The organism is Micromonospora sp. NPDC047707 (assembly GCF_040704235.1).
GTDB lineage: Bacteria > Actinomycetota > Actinomycetes > Mycobacteriales > Micromonosporaceae > Micromonospora.
In genome coordinates, this window is record NZ_JBEYSU010000022.1 from 27,001 (window position 1) to 45,661 (window position 18,661).

Sequence of the window (18,661 nt, forward strand, 5' to 3'; positions counted from 1 at the left end):
ACCTACCGACACGTCACAGCCGCCGCCCGGGTGGCCCGCCGCCGCTCCACGACTAGGTTGGGACGTGTCCCGCGGGTGCCGGTCAACCGGCGCCGGGCCCGGTGACCGGCGCCTGGACGCCGCTTCGACCGGCACTCGTGGCGCGGACGGTAGGAGGTGAACGGTGACCAGCACACCGGAGCAGGGCACGACCCCGGCGAGGCCGCCGGAGTCGCTCGCCGACCTGCTCGGGGGGCGCCGCGGGGCGGTCGACGCCACGTTGCCGCCGGTGGCGTTCGCGGCGGGCTGGCTGCTCGGCGGGGAGTCGCTGCCGCTCGGTGTGGGCGCCGCGCTGGTGACCGGGGCGGCGGTGGCCGTCTGGCGGTGGCGCCGCGGGCAGCGGCCCCGGTCGGTGCTGGTCGGTCTGCTCGCCGTCTGCGTCGCCGCGCTGGTCGCGTTGCGGACCGGCCGCGCCGAGGACTTCTTCCTGGTGCAGCTGGTGGCCAACGCGGCGAGCGCGCTCGCCTGGATGGTCAGCATCGTGATCCGCTGGCCGCTGCTCGGGGTGCTCGTCGGCGTCGCCCTCCGCCAGCGTGGCCGGTGGCGGCGGGATCCGGCGCTGCTGCGGGCGTACGGGCGGGGTAGCTGGGTGTGGGCCGCCACGTACCTGCTGCGGGTGGCGGTGTTCCTGCCGCTGTGGCTCGGCGGGCAGGTCGTCGCGCTGACCGTCGCCCGGGTGGCGCTCACCTGGCCGCTGGTGGCGACCGCGCTCGCGGTGAGCTGGGTGGTCGTCCGCCGGTCGCTGCCCGCCGGCCATCCCGGCCTGCGCCACCCGTTGGACCCGGCGACGCTCGCGGCGCCGGCGACGACCGCCCACGAGCGATGACGGCCGCAAAATGAGGGAGAGGCCGCCACGGGGGGAGCGGCCTCTCCGGTGACGTACGTTACTCCGTCGCGGTCCCGTCCGTGATCCCCGACGGGCCCCTTTTTCGGGCTTTTTCGCGCCCTGTGCACAACCGGGTGATGGGGTGGGCCGGCCGATCCGCTGCGTCGGCCGGACGGCCGGCCCACCCCGGCCTGACCGTGGGGAGTCAGGCCGTCCACCGGCGGGCGTCACGATCCCCCACGCCCGGCCGGCGGTCCCGGGCGGGCGTACTCGACGCCCGCCCGGAGGTGTGCGGTCAGCCGTCGGGGAACAAATTTCCGTAGTCGGCGTACGCCATCGCGACGTCCGCCTGGGCCCAGAACCGGTGGTACCGGAACTCCGGCTCGGCACCGCCGTTCAGGTACGCCTGCACCTTCGGCCAGGCCGGGTCGTTCTTGTAGAACGACCGGATGTCGACGAAGCTCTTGCCCGGCGCGACCACGTCGCCGTTGGGCATCTCGCCGGTCCAGCCCTGCGGGACGTAGAGCCCCTGGCCGGTGCTGGCGTCGTAGACGTCGTCGAAGCGCCGGTAGTCGCCACGCTTCTCCACCGTCGACACGCCCTGGGTGTCACTGGCGGCGTGCAGCGCGTCCAGCAGGCCCTTGGCCGTGTTCTTCGCGGCCACGTTGCCCGACTTCGCCGCGTACGCGATGAGGGTCCGGGCGTACGCGGCGGCGACGCCGACGTCCTGACCCTTCACCGTGACCTCGACGTGCAGGTTGGTGTTGGGCTGCGGGTTGGTCGGGTTCCAGGTGGTGGGCTGGCCGGTCCAGCGCATGTCCGACGGGATCGACCAGTTGGTGCCGACCGTGGTGTTGGCGATGGCCCACGGCACCCACTTGTCGAGCAGCGCCTTGGCCTTCGCGTTGCCGGTGACCAGGTACAGCTCGGCGATCCGCTGCATCGACCAGGCCTGCATGCCGAACCACTGGTTGGACGGCGGGTCGTTGTAGACCGGGTCGACGTCGTAGTACATGCCGTAGAAGGTCGACGTGCCAGCCGGCGGCTGGCCGTAGTGGCCGCCCCAGCTGTTGGTCGCACCGCCGGCGATGCCGCCCTCGGCGGACTGGAGCCAGGTGTAGAACTCCAGCTGCCGCTCGAAGCTCTTCTCCCAGTCGGCCACCGCGGTCGGCGACTTCGGCTTCAGCTCGTTCACGTTGGTCAGCGCCCACGCGGCGAACGGATTCTGGTAGCCGAAGTGGTTGTGGCTGGAGCCGATCCGCCAGGACCAGTTCTGGTTCGGCTCGTACGCGCCGCCCCAGGCGTAGTACCAGGAGAGCAGGTAGTGCGCCGAGTCCTTGCCGCTGCCGGCGGGGCAGGCGGTGGGGCCGACGCAGTTGCCGATCTTCTTGAAGTACTTGTCGAACATGGCGTACCGCAGGTAGTCGCCCATCTTCGCGGCCTTGGCGACGGTGGCCGCCACGTCGGCCGCCCTGCCCTGCTCCTTGGCCCAGGTCAGGGCCCAGTACGCGGCCTGCACGGCCCGGGCGTCGGCGTCCGGCGCGTTGGTGTACTTCCACTGCTTCGCCGGGGCGTTGGACTCCTTGATGAACAGGTCGAGGTAGCCGTACTGGCCGCCGTGGGCGAAGGTGTCGCAGGACGGCTGCGGCACTGTCTCCCACACCGACTCCTGGGTGCCGCGCTGGAAGGTGTTGATGTACGCCGGCCGGGTGGTGCCGTCGCCGCAGCGACCGAAGCCGTAGACGTTGTCCACGTCGAGCAGCCAGTGCATGCCGTAGATGTCGCCGGTGCCGTACGTGGACTGCAGCTCGGAGCGCAGCGGGTCCTGGCCCACCGACACGTTGGGCTCCAGCTGCGACGGGTACTGGTTGGGCAGGTCGTGCTCGGCGGCGTACTGCGGGGTGCCGGCCGCGCCCGCGGTGGGCTGGTCGGCGTGCGACGGGATGATGTACTTCTCCATCACCGTCCAGGCGTTGTTGAACGGCGCCCAGTTCTGCGTGACCCGGCCGTAGTAGGCCTCCAGCCACAGCCAGAAGCTGAACGCCTCCGAGGTGGTCTCGTGCCCGTGGTCGGGCGCCTCGACGATCAGCGTCTCGATGGAGTGGTACGGCACCCCCTCGGGGCTGAAGTACCCCGAGTTCTTGAGCTTGCCGTACTGGGCGAGGAAGCGCTCGACGTACTCGCCGTCGCCGCCACCCGGCACGTCGTTGTCGATCTCGGTGGCGGTGATCGCCAGCGGCGCGTACCCGCTTGCGGACGCGGTGATGGTGGCGGTGCCGCCGACGGTGTCGGTGTCCTCGGCGGCCGCGACGGTGACGGTCACGCCGGTGCTCCAGTTGCTGGGCGTGAGCGTCACCGACGTCGGCGCGACGGTGACGTCGGCGTCCCCGGTGCGGGCGAGGGACACCGGGACGTTCGCCGCGGGCGCCCTGGTCAGTTTCAGGTTCACCGTGGAGGTCCCGCCCTCGGTGACGCTCACCGCGGACGGGGTGGCGACGAGCTGCGGGCCGGAGGCCGGCGTGACGGTGAACGCCTGCTCCGCGACGGCGGAGAGGTTCGCGTTGTCGTACGCCTTGGCCTGCACCGTGTAGTCACCGGCCGGCAGGTCCTCCAGGGTGTAACCGTAGGGGGCCGTCGTGTCGGTGTTGACCAGCAGGCCGTTGCGGTAGAACTCGACCTTGCTGATCGTCCCGTCCGGGTCGCTGGCGGTGGCGGTCAGCGGCACGTCGGCGGGCGCCTCGAAGGGCCCGGCCGGCACGCTCAGCGCGACCGTGGGCGGCTGCTGCTGCGCCCCGCCGCAGGTGACCCCGTTGACCGAGAAGGACGTCGGCTTCGCGTTGGTGCCGCTGTACGAGGCGTTGAAGCCGATGTTCGTCGAGGCGCCGGTGCCGAGGTTGCCGTTCCACGACTCGTTCGTGGCGGTGACCTGGTTGCCGGTCTGGCTCCACCCTGCCGACCAGCCCTGCGTGATGCGCTGGTCGCCGGGGAAGGCGAACCGCAGCGTCCACCCGTTGACGGGATCGCCGAGGTTCCTGATGGTGATGTTCGCGGTGAAGCCGGTGCTCCAGTCGTTGGTCGCGTAGACCACGTCGCAGGCCGGAGCGGCCTGCGCGACGCCGGCGGGCAGGGTGACCCCGCCGACGGCCAGCGCGGTGACGGCGACCATCGCCAACCGGCGACGTCGTGCCAGATGTCTCATGTGCGCGGTGTCTCCTCGGACCGGGCCGGGACGGGTCGGGGTCCCGGCGGGGCGCCTGGCCGGTGTCGTACCGGTGGGCGAGGCGCCCGGGATGAGGGTCTCCCCGGCGGGGCCGGGGCCGGCGGGAGCGACGGTGACCTGCCGTCCCACCTCGGGTGCCGCGCCGGACGCACCGGCTGCCCTCGGCGACCCGCGCTCACGTGACGCTGGCTCGGGCGTCAGTGTGCCATGCATGGAAGCGCTCCCACAAGCAAGTGGGCGCGTTGCAGCAGATCGATGTTTCGATCTCGTTTTGGGGCTTTCACAAAGCGGTGACGGGCGTTACAGTCGCACCATCGCCGATGGGAGCGCTTCCATCGACGAAGTTCCACCAGAAAGATCGCCCGGACCCGGTCCTGCCGGTGCCGGGAAGGCCCCGATGGCCGACGGCGGGCCAGCCCGGACGCCGCCGCCAGCCATCATCCCACCACTATGGAGGGGGGTGGATCCTCAAGCCACTCGCGTGGCCCGGCTCCCGCGCGACACGCACGACTGGACGCCCATCCCGAACGTGCGTGTGCAGCACCGGTGGGGACGGGGGTTGCCCTCCCCCGTCCCCACACTAAACCCCCGTTCACGGTGGGAGAAAGAGGCGAACGGCCGACTCCGCCGCGCCCGTGACATTCCCGTCGCCCCGGACTCCCGGCCGGGAGAGCCGGAGGCTCACCCCGCGCTGTTGCGGGAGCGCTCCCGGCGGCACGTCCAGAGGAGACTCCCATGTCGATACTCACCCGGCGCCGGCTACTCCGCCGCGCCGCGCTCTCGGCCACCGCGACGGCGGCCACCACCGCCGGACTCGCCGCCGCGACGGCGGCGGGCGGCGTACTGGCCGGCTGCGACGGGCCGCACGACCCGGAGGGCGCGGCGACGCCGGCCGCGGGCCTGCGCTTCCCACCCGGCTTCGGCTGGGGTGCGGCCACCTCCGCGTACCAGATCGAGGGGGCGGCGAAGGAGGACGGCCGCGGAGAGTCGATCTGGGACACGTTCAGCCGGACCCCGGGCCGGACCCGCAACGGCGACACCGGCGACCTCGCCGCCGACCACTACCACCGGTACGCCGAGGACCTCGACCTGATGCGCGAGCTGGGCCTGCGCAGCTACCGGTTCTCCATCTCCTGGCCCCGCGTCCAGGCGGACGGCACCGGCGCACCCAACCAGCGCGGGCTCGACTTCTACCGGCGGCTGGTGGACGGGCTCCACGAGCGGGGCATCGCGCCGATGGCCACCCTGTTCCACTGGGACCTCCCGCAGGCGCTGCAGGACGCCGGCGGCTGGGAGTCCCGGGAGGTCGCGTACCGGTTCGCGGACTACGCCGACATCGTCTTCGGCGCCCTCGACGACCGGGTGCCGGTCTGGCTCACCATCAACGAGCCGAAGACCGTCGTGCAGAACGGCTACCTCTCCGGCCACCACGCCCCCGGCCACCGGGACCCGCAGGCCGCGTACCTGGTGGCCCACCACCTTCAGCTCGCGCACGGCCTCGCCGTCCGGGCGCTGCGCGACGGCGGCGGCACCGGACGGATCGGGCCGGCGTTCAACCTGCACCCCTGCTACCCGGCCGACGACTCACCCGGCGCGGCCGAGGCCACCCGGCTGCACGACGGCTACGAGAACCGGCTGTACCTCGACTCCGCCCTCACCGGCCGCTACCCCGACGACGTGCTGGCCGACCTCGGGCCGGACAGCCGGATGGTCCGCGGCATCCGCGACGGCGACCTCGGCGTCATCTCGGCCCCGGTCGACCTGGTGGCGGTGCAGTACTACACGCCGATCTACGTCACCGCCGACGGCACCACCGTCCGGCGGTGGCCGACCTCGGAGGCCGGCTGGCAGCAGATCCACCCCGACGGGATGTACGACATCCTCACCCGGGTCACCCGCGACTACGGCCCGGTGCCGCTGACCGTCACCGAGAACGGCCTGCCCACGCCCGACACGCTCGCCGCCGACGGTACGGTCGACGACGCCGGACGGATCCGGTTCCTCCGCGACCACCTGGCCGCCGCCCACCGCGCCCTCGCCGCCGGCGTACCGCTGGAGGGCTTCCACGTCTGGTCCCTGCTGGACAACTTCGAGTGGGCCGAGGGGTACGACCAGCGATGGGGGCTGGTCTACGTGGACTACCCGACCCAGCGGCGGGTGCCCAAGCGCAGCGCGCACTGGTACCGCGAGGTGATCGCCGCCGGCGGGCTGTGACCGGCGGGCCGCCCGAAGCCGGCCCGCCGGCGGTCTCGGGCGGGGAACCGGTCAGCGCGGCAGGGCCTGCTGGAGCTCCGCGCGCAGGGCGGGGGTCAGCATCTCCCCCGCCTGCTTGGCCAGCCGCGCCATCTCGTAGCCGACCACGCCGATGTCGGCGTCGGCGCCGGCCAGGGTGGCCAGGATCGAGCCGTCGCGGACCTGCATCACCAGGAAGTAGCCGCGACCCATCTCGACCACCGTCTGCTTGACCACGTCCCCGTCGAACATCTGCGCCGCGCCGGCGGTGATGCTCATCAGGCCGGAGGTGACGGCGGCGAGCTTGTCGGCGTGGTCGCGGGGCAGGTGATCGGAGATGGCCACCAGCAGCCCGTCGGAGGAGACCACGACCGCGTGCGCCACCCCCGGCACCCGCTCCGCGAACGCGCTGACCAGCCAGCTCAGGTCACGGGCCTCCTGGCTCAACGTCGTCACTGCTGTCCCCCTTCGGTGCTCCCGCGCTCCATCGGCACGGGCAGTTCGGTGGTGTCCTCGGTCTCGGCCCGGCGGACCCCGCTGTACAGGCGGGACAGCATGCCGCCGACCGCCTCCGGATCCGGGTCGTGGCGTCGCGCCGGTTCCTCCGGCCGCGCCGACTGGGTGACGGCGGCGAGCTGCGCCATCGGCACCCGGACGGGCAGACCGCGGTCGTTGGTGCCACCGGTGACCGGCGCGGACGGCGGGGTGACGGGCGCCTCGGTGCCCCGGGTGGGACCCTGGCGCGTCCACCAGCCGCCGTCGGACGGGGCGGACGCGTCAGCCGCCGGGGCGAGCACGTCCTCGGCCCGTACCGGCGCCTCACGCGTCTGGCGCGGCACGACGGCCTCCGGGCGCCGGCCGGCCACCGGCAGCTCCACCGGCCCCCGCCGGCCCCGGGCCGGCCCGGCCGACGGCAGCCCGGCCGGCTCCGGCTCGTCGGCGGGTGCCGGGGCCAGCAGCCCCCGGGGCAGCCGGACGCGGGCCACCAGGCCGCTCTCCCCGGCGTGCAGCCGCACCTCGACGCCGAGGCGGGCGGCCAGGTGGCTGACCACGAACAGACCCATCCGCTCCACGGTGGCGACGTCGGCGGCGGGCGGCGTGGCGAGAACGGCGTTCGCCTCCGCCAACGCCGTCGGGCTCATGCCGAGACCGTGGTCGACGATCTCGATGAGCGCTCCGCGGGCCTCCCGGACGGCGACGACCTCGACCGTCGTGTCCGGACGCGAGAAGGCGGTGGCGTTCTCCAGCAGCTCGGCCAGCAGGTGGACGAGTTCGCCGATGGCGTGGCCGACGACGTGCAGGTCGGCCACCTCGTGGTGGCGGACCCGCTGGTACTGCTCGATCTCCGCGCTGGCGGCGAGGAGCACCGAGCCGAGACCGACCGGCCGGTTCCACCGGCGGGTCGACTCGGTGCCCGCCAGCACCAGCAGGCTCTCGTCGTTACGCCGCATGCGGGCGGCGAGGTGGTCCAGCTTGAACAGGTTCTCCAGCTGGTCCGGGTCGTCCTCCTCACGTTCCAGGTCGTCCAGGAGCTCCAGCTGGCGCTCGACCAGGACCTGGCTGCGGCGGGCGAGGTTGACGAACATGGCGTTGACGTTGCGCCGCATCGTGGCCTGCTCGACGGCCACGCCGACGGCGCTGCGGTGCACCGCGACGAACGCCTCGGCCAGCTCGCCCATCTCGTCGAGCGACCGGATCACCGCCGGCGCCACGTCGATGGGCGGGACTCCGCCGGTGACCGTCCGCAACCGGTCCAGGGCCTCCGGCAGCTCGATCTGGGCGATCCGCAGGGCCTGGCTGCGCAGCAGGCGCATCGACCTGGCGATGGACCGGCCGACCAGCAGCGAGATGAGCACCGCCACCAGCAGCACCGCGACGACCACGCTGACGACCAGCAGGGTGGTCCGCAGCTGCGCCCCGCTCACCTCGTCGGCCTGCCGGACCGCGTCCTCCAGTACCGACGCCTCGATCTGCCGGAGCAGCTCCTGGCGCTGCTCGCTGGCCGCCCACCACTGGGTCGCCGGCAGCACCACCGGTGCGGCGCCGTCGCGCGGCAGGCTCTGCTCCTCCAGCCGGGTCGCCGCCACGAACGCCGGGTCCACGGAGGTCTCGTCGTACCGGCGGACCTGGTCGGTGGTGGCCGCGACCCGGTACGCGCCCAACGCGGTCAGCTGCTGCGCGCGCAGGTCGGTCAGGAGGACGCGGTCCTCCAGCCCGTAGCCGCCGGCGCGGGCCGCCTCGTAGAGCTGGGCCCGGATCCGCGAGGTCAACTCCTTGACGCGGGCGAGCTGGACGTACCGCAGGACCGCGTCGCCCAGCGTGGGGCGGTCCTCGCCGGGGCTCGGCTCCGCCAGCAGGTTCAGCAGCGCGTCGACCACCCGGTTGTACGCGCCGAGGATCGTGTCGCTGCCGAGGACACCCTGCGGCACCGCCGCCCGGATGGCGACGACCTGCTCGTACGCCTCCCGCACCTCCGAGTACGCGACCCGCCACCCGGCGTCGCCGGACGCCAGCGGGTCGGCGGCCCGGGCGAGTTCGCCCATCGCCCGGTCGCTCACCTCCTGCAGCGGTGCGAGCGCGAGCACGGCGGCGTTCGGGTCGGCCGCGTCGCCCGCCCGCCGCAGCGCGCCCAACTCGCCGGCGGCCCGGTCGCGCTCCTGCTGGAGCTCGTGCACGGCGGCGGTGATCTCCCGGCCGATGCCGACCTGCTCGGCGAAGTCACCCAGCGCCGTGGTGCGCCCGACCAGGCTCTGCGTCTGCACGGCGGCCAGCACCAGGAACGCCAGCGAGGGGATCACGAGCACGGTGGCGAGCTTGGTGCGCATGCGCCAGTCGCGCGGGCGCAGCGCGGACCGCCGCCGATGGGGCACGACCCGGACGTCGAACCGGCGCCGGCGGTGGCTCGGCACCGCGCTCTGCGCCGGCTCCGGACCTGCCCCCACACGCGCCTCCCACTCTTCCGCTCCTCCGACCCGAGGAGCGGAGTCCATCCAACCAGCCCCGGGAGCTGTGTCAACGGGCCAGGCGTCGCTGCGATTCAGGAGGGTGAGGCGGTCTCGTCCGTCCGGCCGATGTCGGCGAGCCGAGCGGCGTCGCCGACCCGGCCGAGTGCGACGAGGGCCGCGCCCGTCGCGCCGATCTCCGGGTTGCGCTGGTGCCACACACGCCGCGGTGCCAGCGCCGCGCCGAAGGCCGCCCGCCACCACGGGGACGCGGCCACCGCGCCTCCACCGAGGACCACCTCGACCGGGCCGTCCACCCTGGATTCGAGCAGCGCCAGATCCGCCACCACCAGGTCGCACAGGCCACGCATCAACCCGGCGAGGATCTCCACCGAGGTCGTGCCGAAGCTCAGCCCGCGTACCTCGCCCGAGCCGGCCGGCGCCACGCCCGGCGGCCGGTCGCCACCGAACCGGACGTTCGCCGAGGAGCCGCCGTCGACGGGGACCAGCGCCAGGGCCTCGTCCAGGGCGGGTCCCGCCGGCAGGCGCAACTCCCGGTTCGCCCAGGCGAACAGGTTGCCCCCGGAGGAGTACGCGGCGCCGGTGACCACGTGGTCGTGGTCCACCCGGTACCGCCACAGCTGCGGCGACAGACGGGGTGGTGGGGCTCCCGCCGGAAGGGCCTCGATCATCCGGACCGCCGCCGAGGTGCCCACGGTCACCGCCACCCGGGTCGGGTCGACGCAGCCGGAGCCGACGTTGGACGCCGCCCCGTCGCCCACCGGGGCGGTCCAGCCCACGCCGGCGAGCTGTGGCCAGCGGCGGGCGTGCTCGGGGCGCAGCCGCCCGCGCCAGCCGGCCGGTGCCAGCTCGGGCAGCTCCCCGGCGTGCGCACCGGCCAGCGCGCACGCCTCCGGATCCCAGTCGAGGGTCCGCAGGTCGAGCAGGCCGGTGCCGGACGCCTGTGACATCGACATGGGCGCGGTGTCGAGCAGCGCGCCGAAGACGTACTCGGCCAGGCCGACGAAGCGGGCGATCCGCCCCGCGGCCCGGTCCCGCAGCCAGGGCAGCCGGACCGTCCAGTAGCAGCGGTGCCACCACGTGCCGGTGCGCTGGTGGAAGGCGTCCACGTCGGCCGGGCCGGCCGCGCCCGGCGGCGGCTCCGGTCGCGTGTCCAGCCAGGCCAGCACCGGCCCCAGCGGCGTCCCGTCGGTCCGCAGGGGAAGCACCGAGTGCCACTGCGCGGAGGCCGCCACGAGCTGGACGTCGCGGAGGTGGCCGCCGGCCGCCAGTTCGTCCAGGCACTCGACCAGACAGGCCAGGTAGCCCACGGCGTCCAGGGTGCCGGTGCCGTCCTCACCGACCGTCAGGGTGACCCGGCGCCGGGCCAGCGCCCCGGGCAGCGGCCGGGCGTCGGCGTCCAGCACGAGGCCGCGTACCGAGGAGGTGCCCAGGTCGAGTGCGAGAATCTTCATCGCCGGTCACGTTATCGGTCCCGTCGGTCCCCCGCCGCCTGACGCGTCCGCTTCCGGCCGGGGCGGGGACCGCGTAGGGTGGGCGCATGCTCGCGCACCTGTCCTGCTGGTGGCCCGCCGACCCGGCGGCCATCCCCCGCGCGTAGCTTCCCACGCGGCCGCCCGACGAGGCGGCCGCCGGTCTCATCCGGGCACCCCGACCGCCCCGCCGGGCGGCACCGGCCCCGAGGAGACCCGAATGACCGACCTTTCCGAGCTGATCGCCGCCGTCGCCGCCGGCGTCGATCCCGGCCCGTTCGCGCTGGTACGCCGCGAGGGCGCCGACCACGTGGACCTGTTCACCGGAACGGTGGACGTGGTGGAGCGACTCGCCGACATCCCGCTGCCCGACGGGGCGCCCGGACCCCGCACGCTGGCGCTGGTGCCGTACCGGCAGGTCACCGAGCGGGGCTTCGCCTGTGTCGACGACGGCACCCCGCTGGAGTGCCTGGCCGTCGGACGGCACGACCGGGTGGACCTCGCCGCGGCGGTGGACGCGCTGCCCGCCGCGCCGGTGGTCACCACCGCCGCCCGGTTCGACGTCCCGGACGACGAGTACGCCGCCACCGTGAGTCGGGTGCTGGCCGAGGAGATCGGCCGCGGGGAGGGCGCGAACTTCGTCATCCACCGCACCCTGCACGCCACCGTCCAGGGCCCGCCGCTACGGGCGGCGCTGGCGGCCCTGCGGTCGCTGCTGCTGCGGGAACGCGGCGCGTACTGGACCTTCGTCGTCCACACCGGCGCCCGCACCCTGGTCGGGGCGAGCCCGGAGCGGCACGTCAGCGTCGACGACGGGCTGGTCATGATGAACCCGATCAGCGGCACCTTCCGGCACACCGGCGCGGCGGCCGACCGCGCCGCGCTGCTGCGCTTCCTCGCCGACCCGAAGGAGGTCGAGGAGCTGTACATGGTGCTCGACGAGGAGCTGAAGATGATGGCCACCGTGGCCGACCGGGGTGGGCAGGTCGTCGGGCCTTACCTGAAGGAGATGTCGCACCTCGCGCACACCGAGTACCTGCTCGCCGGCCGCGGCTCGAAGGACGTCCGCGAGGTGCTGCGGGAGACGATGTTCGCCCCGACGGTGACCGGCAGCCCGATGGAGAACGCCTGCCGGGTCATCGCCCGGCACGAGCGCACCGGCCGGCGGTACTACGCGGGGGTGCTGGCGCTGCTCGGCCGGGACGACACCGGCCGGCAGACGCTGGACGCCCCGATCCTGATCCGTACCGCCGAGCTCTCCCCCAGCGGCGAGCTGCGGGTGCCGGTCGGGGCGACCCTGGTCCGCCACTCGACACCCGAGGGGGAGGTCGCCGAGACCCACGCGAAGGCCGCTGGTGTGCTCGCCGCGCTGGGTCTCGGACCGCAGGCGCCGGTACCGGCCCCGGGGTCGCTGAGCCGACTCGCCGACGACCCCGAGGTACGTGCGGCGCTGGCCGCCCGCAACGCGCCGCTGGCCCGGTTCTGGCTCGACCAGCGGCCGGTCGACGCCTCCGGGCGCCCCGGGTTGGCCGGCCGCCATGCGCTGATCGTCGACGGGGAGGACACGTTCACCGGCATGCTCGCCCACCAGTTGCGGGCGCTCGGCCTCACCGTGGACCTGCGCACCTGGGACGCGCCGGGCGCCGTGGACGGGTACGACCTCGTCGTCGTCGGCCCGGGTCCGGGCGACCCGACGGACCTGGCCGAGCCGAAGATGGCGGCGATGCGGGGGCTGCTGGCCGGGTTGCTCGCCGCCGGCCGGCCGACCCTGGCGGTGTGCCTGGGCCACCAACTGCTCTGCGGGCTGCTGGGGCTGCCCCTGCACCGCCGCGACGCGCCCTACCAGGGCCTGCAACGGGCGGTGCCGCTCTTCGGCTCGCGGCGACGGGTCGGCTTCTACTCCACGTTCACCGCCCGGGCGGACGCCGACCGGCTGGACACCCCGTACGGGCCGGTGGAGGTGGCCCGCGACGCCACCGACGGTGCGGTGCACGCGTTGCGCGGCGCGGGCGTGGCCGGCGTGCAGTTCCACCCGGAGTCGGTGCTCAGCGCGGACGGGGTGGACGTCCTCGCCGAACTGCTCGGCGGGCTGTTGCCGGCACCGAGCGAGCCGTCGGCGGCGACGCGCGCATAGCGTCGCCGCTCCGGGGTACAGGTGGCGGCGGCCGGCGCTGCCGGGCGGGCCGAGAGCCCCCGTCCGGCACCGCCGGTCGTCCCGGTCAGGCGGCCAGGCCTTTTTTCAGCGCGGTCCCGATCTCCACGGCGCGCCGGGCGGTGAGCGCCGCCGCGCCCAGCGCGAGGCTGTCCGGCGCGATCTCACCGTTGTTGCTGGTGTGCGACGCGCCGTACGGGTTGCCGGCGACGAACTGGCTCGGGTCGGTGTACGCGGGGGTGACCACGACGCCGCCCCAGTGGTAGAAGATCGTGAACAGCGAGGTGAGCGTCGTCTCCTGGCCACCGTGCGAAGTGGCCGTCGAGGTGAAGCCGGAATAGACCTTGTTGGCCAGTGCGCCCTGCGCCCACAACGGTCCGGTCGTGTCGATGAACTGCTTGAGCTGAGCGGCGATCATGCCGTACCGGGTGGGCGAGCCGAAGATGACCACGTCGGCCCATGCGATGTCGTCCAGTTGGGCCTCGGGCACGTTCTGGGTCTCCAGGTGGTGCGCCTGCCAGCCGGAGTTGGAGCGGATCGCCTCGTCCGGCGCCAGCTCGCGCACCTTGCGCAGCCGCACCTCGGCGCCGGCGTCACCGGCGGCCTCGCACACCGCCTGCGCCAACTGGTAGGTGATGCTGGTCGCGCTGTAATAGATCACCGCGACGTTCGTCCGGGCAGCCATCGGATGTCTTCCTCCTCAACGATCGGGCCAGCCCGGCGGTCTACCCGGTAGTTGCGGGGGCAAACGCCGCCGACCGGGACAGAATGGCATGCTCGTCCGGTGGAGATCCGCGACGCCGCACCCGACGACTGGCCCCGCATCTGGGCGTTCCTGCGTGAGATCGTGGCGGCCGGCGAGACGTACACCTGGCCCCGGGACGTGGACGAGGAACAGGCCCGCCGGCTGTGGCTGGCGCCGCCGCCGGGCCGCGTGGTGGTCGCGGTCGACACCGACGGCACCGTCCTCGGGTCCGGGAAGCTGGTTGCCAACCAGGCCGGCCCGGGCGGCCACGTGGCGAACGCCAGCTTCATGGTCGACCCGGCCGCCGGCGGGCGCGGGGTGGGGCGGGCGCTCGGCGCGTACGTGCTCGACCTCGCGCGCGCCGAGGGATACCGCGCGATGCAGTTCAACGCCGTCGTCGCCACGAACACCCGGGCGGTGGCGCTGTGGCGGTCGCTGGGCTTCGACGTCGTCGGTCGGGTGCCGGAGGGCTTCCGGCACCCGACCGAGGGGTACGTGGACCTGCTGGTCATGCACCGCTTCCTGTAAACACTCCTCAAGATTTCCGCAAGTTCCACTCCGTGCCGGCGGCATGACGGCGGGTGGGCGGGATCCTGGTCACACCGGTGCCGGCAGCCACCGCCACGCCGGTGCGCCCGAACGGGGGGATCGCGCTGCGCCGGCAGTGGACCGGCGTAGCGCGATCCGGGGGTCCTCCGCCCCTGACGGTCACTCGTTCAGGCGGTCCCGCAGGTCGTCCACCTGCTGCTGCAGCCGGTCCACCGCCGCCTCGTTGTTGACGACGGTGGTCACCCCGGCGGTGAGCGCCAACCCGATCAGGACGGCCAGGCCACTGAGCACCAGACCGCCGATCGCGACGCCCCGGCCGGTGACCTCCGGACGGCGGGCCATCCGCAGCGCGACGATGCCGAGGATGACGCCGATGATGCCGAGCACCACACCGAGCGGCGCCAGCACCGCGATCAGAACGCTGAACAGCCCGGACACCCCGAACACGAGCGCGAAGGTGGCCGCCGCGCTGGTCTTCATCCCGGCGCCGCCCCGGGTCCGGGCCGGCGCGCCGGCGCCACGGACCGGCTCACTTGACGCAGTCATGTCGCTCCTTCCCGCGCGCTGGGTGCGCGTACTCCACCCGTCGCATCCCCCCTGCGTTCCGGCTTATGCGTGCCGCGGACCGCTCCGGATCAGCCACGATCGAGGGTCGGGCTCGTCGCGTCCACCGTGCTGCGGATCAGGTCATGGCCCAGGTCGAAACGGACGCCCTCCGGGTTGGTGAGTTGTGCCTCGGCGTACCAGGACCGGTCGGCTTCGGGGTGGGGGCCGACCAGTCCCACCCGTCCGGCGCCGAACGTGGTGACGACGGCGGCGGCCGCGCCGTTGTCGTAGGTCGCGAGCACCGTGCCCGGCGCCCCCGGAGCCAGATTCAGCGTCGGACCGTCCTGGAAGTACAGGTACCGGGGGCGGCCGCGCCACCGGACCTGGATCACCGTGTCGTCGGCGTTGTCGACGCTCGCCCCTTCGGTGCGGATGTACTGGCCGACCTCCCCGTTGATCAGCCCGAAGCCGGGCCGGGCGGCGAGATACGCGCCGAGGCAGAAGCCGAGGTAGTGGCCGCCGTTGTGGACGAAGTCCCGGATGTCCTCGGCGTGGCCCCGCAGCCTTCGCCAGGCCGGGTTGACGTGGCCGCCGCCGGGTTGGGCGTAGACCACCGCCTCGGCCAGCGTCTGCCGCGAGATCTGCCGCCGCTCGTCCGGACCGCAGTACTCGGTGCGGAACCCGGCCGGTGCGCTGCGCAGGAGGGCCGCCACCGCCTCCGCGCAACCGGAGCAGGCGGCCGGGCCCCGGTAGACCAGTGCCAGCGGCCGGTCCCGGTCCCCCGTGACCGCCGACACACCGGCCCAGCCCAGCGTGGCAAGGCCGCCCGCCGCGCCCAGACCGATCACGAGTCGCCGCCGGCTGATCTTCTGCGTCCCGTCGAGCAGCAGCCCGGGTCCGGTCCGCCTCATGTCCTTCCGCTGCCGTTCACTGCCGCACCCCGCTCGCCTGCCATTCGGCCCAGACCTCGCGCCCGGTCGGCTCCGGGGCGAGGTTCGTGAGCATGCCCGTCTCCTCGCGCTGGTACATCGACATGCCGGCGCGTTGCTGGGCTGACTGGACCGTCCGGGTGGCCAGTCGGCCGCCACCACGGGCGAGGAGCGTCACGGCCCCTTCCAACGGTCCACGGCCCGCCGTGGCCCACCATGCGGTCCCGACCAGCACGATGGCGACGATCTGCCAGACGTATCCGACCATCGGGTCGAAGGAGTCGAGTCCGGAATTGATGAACACGATGTGCGCGGTGTAGAACGTCAGCGTCATGCTTCCCGCGGCGGCCAGGGGCACCAGCAGCAGGGAGAGCGCCCGTCGCGGGAAGGGGTGTGCGACACGGCTGGCGAGCAGCATGACGCCGAGCAGGGCGACGGCGCTCCCGATCGTGCCGGCCAGGTCGAGCGGCGTGCCGGTGTGCGGCGCGTCGACGGCCAGCCACCACCACGTCGAGGTGGGTGTGCTGCCGTCACCGCCGAACGCGAGCAACTCCGTCGTGTCCGCCACGGTGAGCCCGCTCGTCGGCTGGTTCAGCCAGATCTGCTGCCAGCCCGCGTACCGGTACAGCAGGACGTACGACGCCAGCGGCGCCGCTGCGGCGAGCGCGACTCCGGTGGCGAGCAGTCCGAGGATCACCGTCAGCCTGGTCAGCGTCAGCCGCCCGATCACCAGGCCGACGCACACGTACGCCAGCCACGTCACCGCCGGAAACTCCCCCGTCAGCGCTAGCTCGCTGAGCAGTGCGCCCGGATCGCCGACGAGATCCGCGAACTCCGGGTTCTCGTAGGCCGCCACCGGCAGCCGCGGCAGCAGGAGCTGCCGAAGCACGGGAGCACCGGCGGCCACGGCCACGGCGGTGACCGCCACCAACCAGGTCGGCAGGAACACCAGCGGGATCGCCAGCAGGAACATCACCGCGTAGGCGGGCAGGATCACCGACGCCAGGGACGCGTCGGTGTAGCCGAGCGCCAACCCGATCGCGCCGATCGCCAGGGCCCGGACGCCGAGCGCCGCGGCCGGGCCCGAGCCGCCGGTCGGGCGGACCCGCCGTCGGCCGGTGATGAACGCGATGCCGACCCCGGCCAACACCGCGAACAGGGCGGCCGCCCGACCACCGAAGATCGTGAACGACCAGGTCGGCCACCCCGCGGCGTCGGACACATAGAGCGAGTGCACGGCGATCATGCCGAACAGGGCGACTCCCCGGGCGGCGTCCACGCCGAGCAACCGGGGACGCCCGGCGGGCCCGGCCGGCGCGGCCGGCGCGGCCGGCGAACGGTCACCGGCCCGGCCGGCGGCGCGGCTGAGCTGGACGGTCTGGGTCACGGCCGCATCACCTCGTCCAGCAGATCGCAGCCGAGATCCACGCCGAGCCGGTCGGGGACGCGCAAGCCGGCGTCGAGGTACCAGTCGTCGGTGGCTTCGGGGTGCGGGCCGACGACACCGACCTTGCCGTCGCCGAAGCGGGTGACCACCGCGGCGACGGCACCGTTGAGGTAGGTGGCGAGGACCTCGGCGTCGGCGTCCGGCCGGAGCCGGAAGTACGGTCCGTCCTGGAAGAAGAGCGTCCGCCGCCGGCCGCACCAGGAGACTTGGACGACGGTGTCCTCCTCGGAGTCGACGGTGGCGCCGGCGGAGCCGACGTACTGGTCGGTGTCCCCGGGCAGCAGGGCGAATCCCGGGGTGGCCCCGGCGAGGTAGCCACCGAGGCAGATGCCGAGGTACCTCCCGCCGGAGTGGACGAACTGCCGGATCTCGTCGCGGTGGCGCTTCAGGTGCCGGTAGCCGCGCTTGAGACTGCCGCCCCCGGGCTGGGCGTAGAGGGCCGCTCCGGCCAGGGCCTGACGGCTCAGCGGAAGGACCTCGTCGGGGCCGACGTACCGGACGTCGAAGCCCCACCGGCTGGACTTGAGCAGCGCCGCCACGGCCTCCGGACAGCCGGGCACGGTCGCCGGCCCCCGGTAGACCAGCGCCACCGGCGGGTACGGCGAACGGGGCAGCGGCGAACGTACGGTCAGGTTGCGGCCGGCGGTCACCCTCCGCGCAGCGGCGAGCAGCCGCCCGATGCCTCCCGTCGCCATCACGACCTCGCCGGCAACGGGTTGTCGAGGGTCAGTGCCGTGCAGCGGACGCCGCCACCACCCTTGGCGAGCTCGGTCGTGTCGAGCTCGACGACCCGCAGATCGCGCTCCCGCAGCGCGGCGGCCAACCGGGGCGCCCCGCTGGTCATCGTCACGGTGGTGCCGTCGCTGATCAGGTTGAGCGCGAAACAGGCCGCCTCCTCGACGCAGACCTCGATCAGGTCCATCCCGATCCCGCGCAGCCGGTGCCGGCTCGGCTGGTCGAGGGCGTCCGGGCAGTAGGCGAGCACCCGCCCGGGCTCGACGACCCCGACCGCCAGGTCGAGGTCGTACCACTGCGGGCTCACCGTCCGCAGCGGCACCACCTCGTAGCCGAGTTCCTGCGCGAGTACGGCGTGCATCCGCCGGTCGGTGCGCTGTCCGTATCCGGCGAGCAGCAGGTCGCCGCAGGCCAGGGCGTCACCCTGGCCGCTGAACGGGTACGGCGCCTCCAGCACCTCGTAGTCGTTGTCGATCAGCCACTCCTGGAAGTAGGGCAGCTCGGCCTTGCGCTCCGGCGGCGGTGCTCCCAGCACAGCCCGACCGCCCCGCACCAGGGCCGCATTCGCGGTGAAGACCATGTCCGGGCACTCCGGCGCCGACGGCACGTACTCGATGTGGCGGCCCACCGCCCGGTGGACGGCGACGATGCGTTCGTGTTCGAGAAGCGCCGCCGCGTGGTCGGGCTGCACCGCGGTGTGCATGTACGGGTTGATCTCGTAGTCCACCCGGAAGTGCGCGGCGTCGGAGACCAGGAGTGCCTTGTTCATGGTGAGTGTCGTCCTCGGTTGGTGATGGATGGGTTCG

General features: G+C 73.7%; 14 protein-coding genes. 4 read left to right on the forward strand and 10 right to left on the reverse strand.

Going from position 1 to position 18,661, the window contains the following annotated elements:
- Window positions 1-163 precede the first annotated feature (163 nt).
- Complete coding sequence (locus AB0873_RS21830) at window positions 164-865, forward strand: DUF3159 domain-containing protein (protein WP_366601706.1); 702 nt, start codon at window positions 164-166, stop codon at window positions 863-865.
- Window positions 866-1,160: 295 nt separating this feature from the next.
- Here AB0873_RS21830 and AB0873_RS21835 read toward each other — a convergent pair whose 3' ends face one another.
- Window positions 1,161-4,055, reverse strand: a complete 2,895-nt coding sequence (locus tag AB0873_RS21835; RefSeq protein WP_366601782.1) for a glycoside hydrolase family 48 protein — start codon at window positions 4,053-4,055, stop codon at window positions 1,161-1,163.
- Window positions 4,056-4,820: 765 nt separating this feature from the next.
- Here AB0873_RS21835 and AB0873_RS21840 point away from each other — a divergent pair.
- Complete coding sequence (locus AB0873_RS21840) at window positions 4,821-6,299, forward strand: GH1 family beta-glucosidase (protein ID WP_366601708.1); 1,479 nt, start codon at window positions 4,821-4,823, stop codon at window positions 6,297-6,299.
- Window positions 6,300-6,350: 51 nt separating this feature from the next.
- On the opposite strand, the gene AB0873_RS21845 is transcribed toward AB0873_RS21840, so the two are convergent.
- The 3 genes from AB0873_RS21845 to AB0873_RS21855 all read right to left on the reverse strand — a co-directional run bounded on the left by AB0873_RS21845 (window position 6,351) and on the right by AB0873_RS21855 (window position 10,734).
- Window positions 6,351-6,764: a roadblock/LC7 domain-containing protein gene (locus AB0873_RS21845; RefSeq protein ID WP_230689074.1), complete on the reverse strand. Its 414-nt coding sequence runs from the start codon at window positions 6,762-6,764 to the stop codon at window positions 6,351-6,353.
- 5 nt (window positions 6,765-6,769) lie between these two features.
- Complete coding sequence (locus AB0873_RS21850) at window positions 6,770-9,259, reverse strand: nitrate- and nitrite sensing domain-containing protein (RefSeq protein ID WP_366601710.1); 2,490 nt, start codon at window positions 9,257-9,259, stop codon at window positions 6,770-6,772.
- Window positions 9,260-9,354: 95 nt separating this feature from the next.
- A complete protein-coding gene (locus AB0873_RS21855; protein ID WP_366601712.1) occupies window positions 9,355-10,734 on the reverse strand; it encodes an FGGY family carbohydrate kinase in 1,380 nt (459 codons plus the stop codon).
- Between the two features lie 238 nt (window positions 10,735-10,972).
- Between AB0873_RS21855 and AB0873_RS21860 the strand changes: the two genes are divergently transcribed.
- Window positions 10,973-12,886 (forward strand): chorismate-binding protein, encoded by a 1,914-nt coding sequence (locus AB0873_RS21860; protein WP_366601714.1) that lies wholly within the window; start codon window positions 10,973-10,975, stop codon window positions 12,884-12,886.
- 85 nt (window positions 12,887-12,971) lie between these two features.
- Here AB0873_RS21860 and wrbA read toward each other — a convergent pair whose 3' ends face one another.
- The gene (gene wrbA, locus AB0873_RS21865) at window positions 12,972-13,589 is read right to left on the reverse strand and encodes an NAD(P)H:quinone oxidoreductase (RefSeq protein ID WP_155331357.1); all 618 of its coding nucleotides are present in this window, start codon (window positions 13,587-13,589) and stop codon (window positions 12,972-12,974) included.
- A gap of 99 nt (window positions 13,590-13,688) precedes the next feature.
- Here wrbA and AB0873_RS21870 point away from each other — a divergent pair, with 99 nt between their 5' ends.
- Window positions 13,689-14,177, forward strand: coding sequence for a GNAT family N-acetyltransferase (locus AB0873_RS21870; RefSeq protein WP_366601716.1), 489 nt, complete (start codon window positions 13,689-13,691; stop codon window positions 14,175-14,177).
- 180 nt (window positions 14,178-14,357) lie between these two features.
- Here the strand turns inward: AB0873_RS21870 and AB0873_RS21875 are convergent, their stop codons facing one another.
- From AB0873_RS21875 to AB0873_RS21895, 5 genes are all read right to left on the reverse strand, one after another.
- Window positions 14,358-14,744, reverse strand: a complete 387-nt coding sequence (locus tag AB0873_RS21875; RefSeq protein WP_155331355.1) for a DUF4190 domain-containing protein — start codon at window positions 14,742-14,744, stop codon at window positions 14,358-14,360.
- Window positions 14,745-14,833: 89 nt separating this feature from the next.
- A complete protein-coding gene (locus tag AB0873_RS21880; RefSeq protein ID WP_366601719.1) occupies window positions 14,834-15,655 on the reverse strand; it encodes a BPL-N domain-containing protein in 822 nt (273 codons plus the stop codon).
- 16 nt (window positions 15,656-15,671) lie between these two features.
- Complete coding sequence (locus tag AB0873_RS21885; RefSeq protein ID WP_366601721.1) at window positions 15,672-17,060, reverse strand: heparan-alpha-glucosaminide N-acetyltransferase domain-containing protein; 1,389 nt, start codon at window positions 17,058-17,060, stop codon at window positions 15,672-15,674.
- Window positions 17,057-17,815 carry a BPL-N domain-containing protein gene (locus tag AB0873_RS21890; protein ID WP_366601723.1) on the reverse strand — a complete coding sequence of 253 codons (759 nt, stop codon included), beginning with the start codon at window positions 17,813-17,815 and terminating at the stop codon, window positions 17,057-17,059. The genes AB0873_RS21885 and AB0873_RS21890 overlap by 4 nt, the downstream gene beginning before the upstream one ends.
- On the reverse strand, window positions 17,815-18,624 hold the full coding sequence (locus tag AB0873_RS21895) for an arginine deiminase-related protein (RefSeq protein WP_366601724.1): 810 nt from the start codon (window positions 18,622-18,624) through the stop codon (window positions 17,815-17,817). The genes AB0873_RS21890 and AB0873_RS21895 overlap by 1 nt, the downstream gene beginning before the upstream one ends.
- Window positions 18,625-18,661: the final 37 nt, after the last annotated feature.